The following is an 11,192-nucleotide window of genomic DNA, read 5'->3' on the forward strand; positions in this document are numbered from 1 at the left end:
GCCGCCCGCGCGGCGGGCGTGCGCGGCGTGCGCGGCAGGCGTGCGCGGCGTGCGCGGCGGGCGGGCGGCCTGTGCGCAGGTCACTGGCAGGCTTCGCACTCCTCCCCGTTGCGCATGGCCTCGATCGAGCACGCCAGCGCCGCTGCGCTGACGGGCTCCGCCACGGCCGGTCCGGCGACGGAGGTCGCGGCCGGCGCGGCCACCGTCGCCTTCTCGATCGACGAGGCGCCCAGCGTGCGCAGGTAGTACGTCGTCTTGAGCCCCGCGTGCCACGCGCGGCGGTACATGTGGCTCATCGCCTTCATGTCCGGCGACGCGAGGAACAGGTTCACCGACTGCGACTGGTCGATCCACTTCTGGCGCCGCGCCGCGGCGTCGATGAGCCAGTCGGGCTCGATCTGGAACGCGGTCCGGAAGCGCTCGCGCAGCTCGGCCGGCACCGCCGCGATCTGGCTCACGTCACCTTCGCGCGCCTTGAGCTCTTCCGCCATCCGCGCGTCCCACAGGCCCGCGGCCTTCAGGTCTCGCACCAGGAACGGGTTCAGGACGACGAAGTCCCCCGACAGGTTCGACTTCGCGAACAGGTTCTTGTACGTCGGCTCGATGCAGGGCGAGGTGCCCATGATGTTCGCGATCGTCGCGGTCGGCGCGATCGCGAGCACGTTCGAGTTGCGCATGCCCTGCGCGGCGATCTTCGCCCGCACCGGCTCCCAGTCCAGGCGGCCGCCACGCGGCACCTCGATCGCCTCACCGCGCTCGCGCTCGAGCAGGTCCACCGTGTCGTGCGGAAGCAGCCCACGGTCCCACTTCGAGCCCGTGTACGACGGGTAGGTGCCACGCTCGGCCGCGAGGTCCGACGACGCCTCGTACGCGTAGTACGCGACGGCCTCGGCGACCTCGTCCGAGAACTGCACGCCCTCGGGCGACGCGAACGCCTCGCCACGACGGTAGAGCGCGTACTGCAGGCCCATCATCCCCAGCCCGACGGGCCGGTGACGCCCGTTCGCGGTGGCGGCCGGGTCGGTCGGGTAGAAGTTGATGTCGATCACGCAGTCCAGCGCGCGGACGGCGATCCGCACCGTCTCGCGCAGCTTCGCGTGGTCGATCTCACCCGCCGGCGTGAGGTGCTGGTCGAGCACGACCGAGCCGAGGTTGCACACCGCGGTCTCGTCCGGGCCCGTGTTGAGCGTGATCTCCGTGCACAGGTTGCTCGAGTGGATCACGCCCGCGTGGTCCTGCGGGCTGCGCACGTTGCACGGGTCCTTGAACGTCAGCCACGGATGCCCGGTCTCGAACAGCATCTTGAGCATCTGCTTCCAGAGCTCCAGCGCCTGGATCGTCTCCCCGTGCAGCGCCCCGGCCGCCACCCGGCGCTCGTACTCGACGTAGCGGCGCTCGAACTCGGCCCCGTACGTCTCGTGCAGGTCCGGCACGTCGTTGGAGCGGAACAGCGTCCACTGCCCGCGCGACTCGACGCGCTGCATGAACAGGTCGGGAATCCAGCACGCGGTGTTCATGTCGTGCGTGCGCCGGCGGTCGTCGCCCGTGTTGCGCCGCAGCTCCAGGAACTCGCGGATGTCGTTGTGCCAGACCTCGAGGTACGCGCAGCCCGAGCCCGCCCGCTTGCCGCCCTGGTTGACGGCGACGAGCTGGTCGTTGTGCATCTTCAGGAACGGGACGACGCCCTGCGACTCGCCGTTCGTGGACTCGATGTGGCTGCCCGTGCCGCGCACCGCGGTCCATGACCCGCCCAGCCCGCCGGCCCACTTCGAGCACATCGCGTTCTCGGCGATGCCGCGCCCGACGATGGAGGACAGCGTGTCCTCGATCTTGTAGACGTAGCAAGAGCTCAGCTGCGAGTGCGGCGTGCCGGCGTTGAACAGCGTCGGCGTCGACGAGCAGAACCGCCGCTGCCGGTACAGGCCGTAGAGGTCCAGCGCCCGCGTGTCGCGCTCCTCCTCGCGCTCGGCGAGGCACACGCCCATCGCGACCCGTAGCCAGAACAGCTGCGGGGCTTCCAGCCGCCGCGGCCGCGCCCCGGTCTTGTCCACGATCAGGTAGCGGTCGTAGAGCGTCTGCAGCGCGAGGAAGTCGAAGTCCAGGTCGGCCGTCGGGTCCAGGCCCGCCGCGAGCCGCGACAGGTCGTACTCGAGCAGCCGCGGGTCGATCCGGCCGATCTTCACGCCGTGCCGCAGCGTCGGGGCGAGCGCCCGCTCGTGTGCGGCCTTCAGCGCGCCGACGCCGTCACGCACGATGTCCCACCCGAGCGTCTCCTCGTACACGTACGAGATCAGCATGCGCCCGGCGAACCGCGAGAACTCCGAGTCCCGTTCCATCAGCGCCTTCGCGTTGAGCACCACGAGCCGCTGCAGGTCGGCCCGCGCGATCCCGGGCCGCACCGCACGACGGAGCTCCCGCTCGAGCGCGGCTGCGTCCAGCGGCAGATCCAGCCCGATCGACGCGAACGCGATCCGCTCGCGCAGGTCGGCGCCCGTCCACTGCGTCTCGTGGCCGTCGCCCTCGACGACCGGAATCGCCGGCGGCGCCGCGGGCACGGTCTGCTCCCGCGCGCGCAGCATCGCCCGCTCGGCGCGGTAGACGATGTAGCGCTCGGCCACGCGCATGTGCCCGGCCAGCACGAGCTCTTCCTGGACGATGTCCTGCACCGTCTCGATCGGCACGTACGCGGTCCCGAGCGCGTGCGCGCGTTCCTCGACGCGTGCCGCCAGCGCGGTCGCCGGCTCGGACTCGAGCGCCAGCGACAGGAACGCGTTGCGGATGGCCCGCTCGATCTTCACCGTGTCCCACGGGGCGATCTCGCCCGAGCGACGGATGAGCCGCACGCTCGCGCGCGTGGACCCGGTCGGCAGCGCGCGCCGCAGCACGAGCGCCTTCGCGACGTCCACGTAGCCCGCCGCGATCAGGGACGCCTCGACCAGCGTGGAGACGTCGTGCACGCTGACCGTCGCGGCGCCTTCCAGGCGGGCGAGTACGTCCGCGGTGATCGCGCGGACGATCGCCCGGGCGGCGGTGGTGTCGGCCTCCTCGCCGTCGGCCGTGGCCAGCACGGCGAGGGCGTCCGCGACCATGCCGGCGGGCAGCGCGGCACCCAGCGGTGCCTCGCCCCCGTCCTCGCCGACCACGCGGACGGGCGGCGACTCCAGCTCGGGCAGGCCGATCGCCGGCAGCGTCTCGACCGCGGCGGCGCGCTTGAGCTCGAGGTCGCGCAGGATCTCTTCGAACTCGATGATCATGGCCTAGAGCTCCTCATCCGCGACGAGCGCCAGCGACGACGCCTTCTGGTACTCAGTGACGCGGCCCTCGAAGAAGTTCTGCTCGCGGCGGACGTCCATCAGCTCGGCCAGCCACGGCAGCGGGTTCTCCAGCGCGACGTCCCGCAGCGGCTCCAGCCCCACGCTCATGAGCCGGCGATCGGCGACGTAGTCGATGTACGTCGAGAAGTCCTCGGCGTTGAGGCCGACCGCCTCGACCGGCAGGCAATCCGCGATGAAGCGCTGCTCGAGCTCCACGGCCTCGCGCATCAGCTCGCGCAGCTCCTCCCGGAACGCGGGCGTCCAGATGCCCGGGTTCTCGGCGACGAGCTCGAGCAGCAGGCGGCGGAACAGCTCGATGTGGTTGGACTCGTCGCGCAGCGTGTAGCGGAACATCGTCCCGACGCCCGGCAGCTTGCCCTGGCGATAGAGCGACAGGATCATCCCGAACAGGCCATAGAACTGCGTGCCTTCCATGCACTGGCCGTAGACGAACACGTTGCGCGCGAACAGGCGCAGCGCCTCTGGGTCCGCCATGTCCAGGTCACGGCGCAGCGCGTGCGAGACGTCCGTGACGAAGCGGTTCTTGGCCACGATCGTCGGGATGTCGTCGAACATCGCCTCGCACTCGTGCGGGTCGATCCCCAGCGAGGCGATCATGTACAGCAGCGAGTCGGCGTGGATGTTCTCCTCGTGCGCGTGCCGGCCGAGCACGAGCTTGAGCTCCGACGCCGTGACGAGCTCGCGCACGACGCCGATCACGTTGTCGCCGACGATCCCCTCCGCGGCGGAGAAGTAGCCGATGCCCATGCGGACGATCCAGCGGTCGATGTCGCTCAGCGCGCGGGGATCGCGCCACTGCTCGATGTCCTTGCCCATCTGGACGTCTTCCGGCTCCCAGTGGTTGGCCTTCATCGTCCGGTACAGCTCGTACGCCCAGCCGTACCGCAGCGGGAGCAGGTTGAAGCTCAGCGTCTCGCGGCCGCCGACGACGCGTTTGGCCGCCAGCGCGGCCTCCGCCTTCGCGCGATCGAGCACGAACGTGCGTGATCCAAGTGTGTAAGTGGTCTGCATTCGGCCTCCTGTCGATCGGTGGGAGGAGGCCTTGAGGACGCACGCGTTCACACGCGTACGAGCGTCGGCTGCCCTTCTACCGAGGGACGATCCAACGGGCTCCACAGCAGGTGATCGGGCTTAGGCTTCGAGATGCCATTACCGTTGCGGGACAGCGCCGGACTCTCACCGGGCTTCTCCTTGACTGCGGGCCGTATGTTCGGATTGGGGAAGCTATGGGGCGGGTCGGACGGAAAGGGTGTCGAGCACCCGCCGCTCCACCTCGGAACCCCGGTACAGCACGGCTTTGGCCGGGAAGCGGAGCACCGTGTACCCGTGCGCGCGGAGCACTTCGTCGCGGCGGGCGTCGGCGTTGCGGCTGTACGGACGGCGCACGTGCTGACCGCCGTCGACCTCGACGGCGACGAGTTGCTCCGGCCAGCGGAAGTCGACCTCGAAGCCGAGGTGGACGACGTTGACCAGCGGCTCGGGCAGATCAAGGTCGAGGAACGCGTCCTCGGCGGGGCTCCGCGTGCCGGCGCTGCCTTGCGCATGGAGCTCGAAGGCCTTGGCCAGCGTCTTCTGGTTGTGGCGACCTGCGGCCTCCGGCAGCGAGGTCGAGAGGTTCTCGTAGGCCGCCTCGTGGATGACGTTGGCGAGCTGGAACGGGGTCAGGACGTCGGCGAAGTCGACGTACAGGCGCGGGACGGTGGTCACGGGGATGCCTCGGATCGAGGTGATGTCGGACGAGGTGAGCGTGCGTGATCGGTGGACCCGAACGCCCTCGAGGGTGCGCTTTCGCGGGGAAACGACATCGATGAGAGAAGAGCGGAACCGAGAAATGCCGTACAAGGTTCCGCAGGCGTAGTGGCTGAGTCCAGCGCCGGGGCCGCACGCCATCGTCGCCGCAAGCCCGAGCGTCTCGGGCGACAGAACGGCCTGGCTGGTCGTGTAGACGCCGCGGAAGACACGTCGCAGGACGCCGTCGTCGACGCGGCGCGCGATGCCGCCGTTGGTGAGGCCCGCGTGGCGGAGTTGCGTGAGCGTGACGAGGTCGCGCTGGCGCGCAGCCACGCCGCGAATTCGCTGATCGGGCGAGGGGGTGTGTCCGGAAACTCCCGTGTGGCGGACTTTTGGGGACACACCCCCAGATTGCACGCCCCCGCCGCAACGGATCTAGACGCGAATCGCAACGGATCCGTGCCAAAACCGACACAAAAGCGACGCACGGCGGGGAGCACCTCGCAGCTCCCCAGCTCGAGGGAGTCCCCGCCGGCGTCAGGCGAGCAGTGGCGACGGGACGGTCACGGCTGCTCGCGGGGTCGGAACACGCGACACACCATCGCGCTTCGGTCCGGCCACGCCAATGGGGCGATCCACCCAACCGGCACCGGACTGATGCAAATCCGACCCGCTTTGAGGTAATTTGCGCGGCATGACCGTCACCGACGAGCTGCTGCGCAACAACGAGGCCTACGCCGCCTCCTTCGAACACGGCGAGCTGCCGTTGCCTCCCGGCAAGAAGCTCGCGGTCGTCGCCTGCATGGATGCGCGGCTGGACGTCCACGCGATCCTCGGCCTCGCGCCCGGCGACGCGCACGTGATCCGCAACGCGGGCGGCGTCGTGACCGACGACGAGATCCGCAGCCTCGCGATCTCCCAGCGCCTGCTCGGAACGGAGGAGATCATCCTCATCCACCACACGGACTGCGGGATGCTCACGTTCACCGACGACGCGTTCAAGCGCTCGATCCAGGACGAGACCGGCATCAAGCCCGAGTGGGCGCCCGAGTCGTTCCCGGACCTGGACGAGGACATCAAGCAGTCGATCGCCCGGATCAAGGCCAGCCCGTTCGTCCCCAAGCGGGACGCGATCCGCGGGTTCGTCTACGCGGTCGAGACGGGCAAGCTGCGCGAGGTTGTCTAACGGGGCCGGAGCAGCTCGCGGAGGCGTTCCGCGTCGAACGGCGGCGCCTCCGTCGTGGCCATGAAGTCCGACACCACGCTCGCGAACCGCCCAGGGTCGTCGTTGAACGGGAAGTGGCCCGCCTCCTCGAAGACCTCGAGCCGGCTCTCGGGCATCGCCGCGGCCGCCGCTCGGCCGTGCGCCACCGGGATCATCCGGTCGCGCTCGCCCCAGACGATCAGCGTCGGCAGCCAGGCGGCGAGGTACAGCCGGTCGGCGGCGCTGACGCGCTGGCCAGACGGCTCGATGATCGAGCGCGCCGTGTGCAGGAACGCCCGCCGGGCCTCCACGTCGCCGAGCGAGCCGAAGCCCTCGCCGATCCCGACGCCGTCCGCGTTGGGCCGGATCCCGAGCTTGCCGAGCGCCCGCAGCGCGGTGGTCGTCGCCTCGCGCACCGGCCGGCCGGAGATGACGGGCAGCACGTACTCCGCGCCCGGGAGCGTCGCCGCGCGCAGCAGGATGCTCACCTCACGCCCGAGCCCGCCGCTGGACACCAGGATCAACCGCTCGAGTCGCTCGGGGAACTGGTAGGCGAACTGCAGCGCCACGCCGCCGCCCAGGGAGTGGCCGAGCACGGTCGCCCGCTCGTGGCCGAGCGCGATCAGCAGGTCGCGGATGCTGCTCGCGTACGCGCCGAGCGAGTAGTCGCCGCGCGGTTTGCCCGACGCGCCGTGCCCGAGCAGGTCCGGTGCGATCACCGTGTGCTGCTCGGCGAGCAACGGCAGGACGGCGCCCCAGGTCCGCGAGCTGGACGTGATCCCGTGCAGGAGCACGAGCACGGGGCCGCTGCCCGCCTCGACGTAGCTGACGGTCTGGCCGTGCAGCTCGATCGTCCGGGACGGCTCGAACAACGGCTCGTCGGCGCCGCGCGCGCGATGCAGCAACACCAGGTCGAGCCCTCGCAACGGCAATCCTCCGGTCAGCAGGGCTGCGAAGCGTAGAACGACCGCGTCAGTTCGACCATCCCGTGGGCCGGCGCGTCGGTCCGTCGGCGGGCTCGGGACCGGACGCCGGCCGACGTGAGAGCAGACGACGCAAGCGCTGAGTCCGGGACTTCAATGCTCTTCGCACCAGCGGTACCTCCAGATGGATGCTCGATGAGATCGATCTGGAAGTCAGTAAGCGCTGCCGGGTCCGACCACGCCTGCGATGCCCTCCAGGCTCAGCTTTCCCCGATCGAACGGCATACGCCAAGCGAGGTGGTCCGATTTCGAACCAGGGCGTGCGAACGGTAAGGTTCGTGGAGAGGGCTTGGCCGGGACGTCGCCGCAACGCGGGGGCAGCCGGGCGTGGACTTCGAGCAATGGGTGTTCCCCACGACCCGGAGTCCCGATGTCCGCTGATCCCCGAGACGAACCCGCGCCGTTCGCCTGCGCCTGGAAGCGCGAAGGCGAAGCGAGCGCCTCCGTGCGCGCATCGGGACCGCTCGACGCAAGCTCTGCGCTGCTGCTCGACGGCACGCTGCAGGCCGCGCTCGAGGCCGCCCGCCTCGTACTCCTGGATGTCCAGGACACCGACGACGCGGACGGCGCGGCCGCGCGTGTCATCATCGCGGCCTCTGTTCGCGCTCGAGAGGCGGGAAAGCGGTTGCTGGTCATAGGCCCACCTCAGGTCAGCGACGCCTCGCTCTCCGCCGCGATCACGGAAGGGCGCGTCGCGTGGCTGGAGAGCGCTCCGCCGACGGCCGCCGCGGAGCACGCGCCGCCCGACAACCCGGTCAACGCGCGCATCGTGTCGGCGCGCGTGATGGACGTGCCGGCGGCCGAGCTGTGGCTCCACGACGCGGACGGCGCGCTGCGCCGGGCCTGGGTGCCACCCGCGGTCCCGCCGGTCACGCTCGCCGGGCGCTCGGTCGAGGTCTACCTCGACGCGATCGGCAGCCTGAACGGCTGGTACGACCACACCTCCGGGCTCGCGATCAACCAACGCCGGCTGAGCGACGCGGACATGCCGGACCCTGACGCGGGCCTTCGCTGTCAGGGACGCTGTGGGCTCGTCTGGCGGACCCCCGCCCCGGCGGAGCTCGTCGCGCACGACGAGCACTGCCTTACGTGCGCGGGCCCTCTTGTCCCTGCCTGACCCGAGCCCACTCTTCGGCGACGCACTGCTCGAGGCCGTCACCGACGCGATGGTGGCGTTGCACGTCCGCTATTACCACCGCACCCCCGCGAGCGCGAAGACCCAGCTGCTCGGCGGGGACCTGCTCGCCTGCGTGCTGGGCGGGATCTACACGGACGTCGAGAAGACGATGATCGAGCTGGGGCGCGGCGGCTCCGTCCATGACACGCGCGGGCAGTTCCAGCACGCGATGCGCCACAAGTTCGTCGAGGCGGTGGAGCGGCTGTCCGGCCGCACGGTGATCGCCTTCATCTCCAACCACCACGTCGGGCCGGACCTCGCCGTCGAGCTGTTCTGGCTCGACGGCAGCAAGCCGGCGGCTAGTGACCCGGAACCAGGTCAGTCGGGCTGAGTACGAAGACCTCGCAGATGAGGTCGGGGTCCTGCTGGTTGCCACTCATGAAGCCGATCACGGGCCGGCCGGTGGCGTGCTCGACCACCGCGGTGAACCGCTCGCGCATCACTTCCTGGAACGCCATCCGCTGTTCGATCACGGACTCGCCGCGACCTCCGTCGAGCAGCGTCTGCTCCACGCGCGTGAAGCCACCGCGGAGCAGGCACACGACCAGATCGTCCTGGTAGTAGGTCTTCGCCTGGGTCGGCCCGCGACCGTAGAACTCCTTCAGGAGCCCGACGAGGCCGTCGGAGATCGCCGTGAGCACATCTCCATGGGCCAGGTGGAGGCTGTCAACGTGATCCGGGGGCACTGGCGCCAGCCTAGCTCACCGCTTCGGCGGCGTCTCGCAACTGCGCGAGCGCGTCTCGGAGCGTCCGCGACACCTGCATCTGCGAGAGCCCGACGCGCCGCGCGATCTGCGACTGCGAGAGATCCTCTCTGAACCGCAGCGTGACGATCTGCCGGTCCCGCGGGCGCAGCTGCCTCAGCAGGTCGTTGAGCACCAGGCCGTCCTCGACGCAGGCGAAGGACGGGTCCTCGAAGGGCAGACGGTCCCCGACGGTGAGGTCGCTGTCGCCGTCGCCGCGCGGCCGGTCGAGGGAGTCCGCACGGCGGGCGGAGCCGGTCCGCAGCGCGTCGAGCACCTGCTCCGGGGTCGAGTCGGTGTGCTGGGCGAGCTCGGCCACCGTCGGCGTCCGGCCGAGCGTGGCGGTCAGGTCGGTGGACCCGCGCTCCACCCGCAGCGCGAGCTCCTGCACCGAGCGCGGGACGCGTACGGACCACGCACGATCGCGGAAGTAGCGTTTGAGCTCGCCGACGATCGTGGGGAACGCGTACGTCGAGAACGCGAGCCCACGGGTGGCGTCGAAGCGATCGATCGCCTTCAGCAGGCCGATCGCGGCGACCTGGTCGAGATCGTCGGCCTCGGCGCCGCCGTGGTAGCCGCGGGCGAGCTTGTAGGCGAGTGGCAGGAAGCGGTGGAGGATCGCCTCTCGGGCTTCCTCGTCGCCGGCGCGGAGCCGCGCGAACAACTCGCGTTCGGGTTCGCGGCGAACCGCGGGGTGAACCATCGTGACGCTGGGCATCCTCGGACCTCCAGTGGGGCAGGTACTCGGGAAGTCAGGAGCCGGTGCCGGCGTGTTCGCCGACCGCGTCGTGGTGCCCTCCGCACAACGAATTCTACGCCGTAAAGCGCCGAGCGTGTGAACGAACGTAGGTTCGCGTGTGTGTAGGGTCACACGAACACGAACATCCGTTTGTCCGCGCTCGCGGCCTGGGTAGGCGAAAGACTCGCCCCGCAATCGGATCGGAGGACTCACTCCATGAGTCAGTCCAAGAACGAAACGCAGAAGAGCAAGGTTCGTGCCTACCTCAATGAAGCGCACGCGACCGAGCTGGCCCTCGTCCGGGTGTTGCAGTCGCAGATCGCGATGACGCCCCGCGGCTCCTACCGATCGGCGCTCGAGTCCCACCTCGTGGAGACCCGCGATCACGCCGACCGCGTCCAGCGTCGACTGCAGTCGCTCGGCCACGGCTCGAGCCCGGCGAGCATCGTCTTCGGCGCCGTCGAGACCGCCGTCGGCCAGGTGTTCGCGCTGGCCAAGACGCCCGTCGACCTCCTCCGCGGCTCCGGCGGCGAGGAGAAGGTGCTCAAGAACGCCAAGGACGCCGCCGCCACGGAGGCGCTGGAGATCGCGACCTACACGGCGATCGAGCGGCTCGCGCGCGCCGTGGGCGACCAGACGACGGCCGAGCTGGCCGCGTCGATTCGTGAGGACGAGGAGCGCATGCTCCAGCGCGTCCTGCGGGAGATCCCGCAGCTCACGAGCGCCGTCGTCGGTGCCGACATCGACGGCGAGCCGTCCTTCGACGTCGCCGAGACCGGCGCGGGCGAGACGGTCAAGGCCGCGGTCAAGACGGCCAAGCGCGCGGCGCGGACGGCCCGCAAGGTGCCGGGCGTCGCGCAGGCCGAGGGTCAGGTCAAGGGTGCCGTCGCGGACGAGAGCGACCTCGCGATCCCGCGCTACGACTCGTTGACGGCCGAGGAGATCTCCGGCCGCCTGCCCGAGCTCTCGCAGATCGACCTCGCGAAGGTCGACAGCTATGAGCGCCGCAACCAGAAGCGCACGACGGTGCTCGACCGGATCGGCACGCTGCGCGGGAACGAGCCGTGGGCGGGCTACGACGAGCTGAACGTGGCCGACGTGCGCTCGGTGCTCTCGGAGGGTGACGACGAGCGCGTCAAGCAGGTCCGTGAGTACGAGCGCGCGCACAAGAACCGCGCCGGCGTGCTCGACGCCGCTGAGCGCCAGCTCACGACCGTCTAGCTCCGTCGGTCGCACAGCCGCGCCCGTCGTTGCCAGCGGGCGCGGTGCAGGATCATGCA

Annotated in this window: 10 protein-coding genes and 1 riboswitch; of the genes, 4 read left to right on the forward strand and 6 right to left on the reverse strand. The window is 70.3% G+C overall.

The genetic code is table 11. The features are described 5' to 3' along the window. Positions 1-80: 80 nt before the first annotated feature. The 3 genes from OJ997_RS25270 to OJ997_RS25280 all read right to left on the reverse strand — a co-directional run bounded on the left by OJ997_RS25270 (position 81) and on the right by OJ997_RS25280 (position 5,483). A complete protein-coding gene (locus OJ997_RS25270; RefSeq protein WP_270028052.1) occupies positions 81-3,254 on the reverse strand; it encodes a ribonucleoside-diphosphate reductase subunit alpha in 3,174 nt (1,057 codons plus the stop codon). Positions 3,255-3,257: 3 nt separating this feature from the next. Then, positions 3,258-4,346 carry a ribonucleotide-diphosphate reductase subunit beta gene (locus OJ997_RS25275; protein ID WP_270028054.1) on the reverse strand — a complete coding sequence of 363 codons (1,089 nt, stop codon included), beginning with the start codon at positions 4,344-4,346 and terminating at the stop codon, positions 3,258-3,260. 88 nt (positions 4,347-4,434) lie between these two features. After that, positions 4,435-4,550: riboswitch (cobalamin riboswitch) on the reverse strand. Between the two features lie 9 nt (positions 4,551-4,559). Continuing rightward, complete coding sequence (locus OJ997_RS25280; protein WP_308213589.1) at positions 4,560-5,483, reverse strand: DUF559 domain-containing protein; 924 nt, start codon at positions 5,481-5,483, stop codon at positions 4,560-4,562. Positions 5,484-5,760: 277 nt separating this feature from the next. Here OJ997_RS25280 and OJ997_RS25285 point away from each other — a divergent pair, with 277 nt between their 5' ends. After that, positions 5,761-6,252: a beta-class carbonic anhydrase gene (locus tag OJ997_RS25285; protein WP_270028057.1), complete on the forward strand. Its 492-nt coding sequence runs from the start codon at positions 5,761-5,763 to the stop codon at positions 6,250-6,252. Here OJ997_RS25285 and OJ997_RS25290 read toward each other — a convergent pair. Then, positions 6,249-7,178: an alpha/beta fold hydrolase gene (locus OJ997_RS25290; RefSeq protein WP_270028058.1), complete on the reverse strand. Its 930-nt coding sequence runs from the start codon at positions 7,176-7,178 to the stop codon at positions 6,249-6,251. The two genes, OJ997_RS25285 and OJ997_RS25290, sit on opposite strands and share 4 nt — an antisense overlap. A 445-nt stretch (positions 7,179-7,623) precedes the next feature. Between OJ997_RS25290 and OJ997_RS25295 the strand changes: the two genes are divergently transcribed. Further along, a complete protein-coding gene (locus OJ997_RS25295) occupies positions 7,624-8,370 on the forward strand; it encodes an STAS domain-containing protein (RefSeq protein WP_505011402.1) in 747 nt (248 codons plus the stop codon). After that, positions 8,357-8,761 carry a Na-translocating system protein MpsC family protein gene (locus OJ997_RS25300; RefSeq protein ID WP_270028061.1) on the forward strand — a complete coding sequence of 135 codons (405 nt, stop codon included), beginning with the start codon at positions 8,357-8,359 and terminating at the stop codon, positions 8,759-8,761. Before OJ997_RS25295 ends, OJ997_RS25300 begins: the two co-directional genes overlap by 14 nt. Here the strand turns inward: OJ997_RS25300 and OJ997_RS25305 are convergent. Next, positions 8,730-9,116, reverse strand: coding sequence for a Na-translocating system protein MpsC family protein (locus OJ997_RS25305; protein WP_270028063.1), 387 nt, complete (start codon positions 9,114-9,116; stop codon positions 8,730-8,732). The genes OJ997_RS25300 and OJ997_RS25305 overlap by 32 nt on opposite strands. A 10-nt stretch (positions 9,117-9,126) precedes the next feature. Beyond that, positions 9,127-9,891 carry a SigB/SigF/SigG family RNA polymerase sigma factor gene (locus tag OJ997_RS25310; RefSeq protein WP_270028065.1) on the reverse strand — a complete coding sequence of 255 codons (765 nt, stop codon included), beginning with the start codon at positions 9,889-9,891 and terminating at the stop codon, positions 9,127-9,129. A gap of 237 nt (positions 9,892-10,128) precedes the next feature. Between OJ997_RS25310 and OJ997_RS25315 the strand changes: the two genes are divergently transcribed. Then, positions 10,129-11,133, forward strand: coding sequence for a DUF892 family protein (locus tag OJ997_RS25315; protein ID WP_270028067.1), 1,005 nt, complete (start codon positions 10,129-10,131; stop codon positions 11,131-11,133). The last annotated feature ends 59 nt before the right edge of the window (positions 11,134-11,192 follow it).

This window comes from Solirubrobacter phytolaccae, assembly GCF_027587195.1.
Lineage (GTDB): Bacteria > Actinomycetota > Thermoleophilia > Solirubrobacterales > Solirubrobacteraceae > Solirubrobacter > Solirubrobacter phytolaccae.

Coding starts and splice junctions, on each gene's coding strand:
- OJ997_RS25295 (WP_505011402.1), top strand. CDS start 7,624: ATGTCCGCTGATCCCCGAGACGAACCCGCGCCGTTCGCCTGCGCCTGG.
- OJ997_RS25315 (WP_270028067.1), top strand. CDS start 10,129: ATGAGTCAGTCCAAGAACGAAACGCAGAAGAGCAAGGTTCGTGCCTAC.
- OJ997_RS25275 (WP_270028054.1), bottom strand. CDS start 4,346: ATGCAGACCACTTACACACTTGGATCACGCACGTTCGTGCTCGATCGC.
- OJ997_RS25285 (WP_270028057.1), top strand. CDS start 5,761: ATGACCGTCACCGACGAGCTGCTGCGCAACAACGAGGCCTACGCCGCC.
- OJ997_RS25310 (WP_270028065.1), bottom strand. CDS start 9,891: ATGCCCAGCGTCACGATGGTTCACCCCGCGGTTCGCCGCGAACCCGAA.
- OJ997_RS25270 (WP_270028052.1), bottom strand. CDS start 3,254: ATGATCATCGAGTTCGAAGAGATCCTGCGCGACCTCGAGCTCAAGCGC.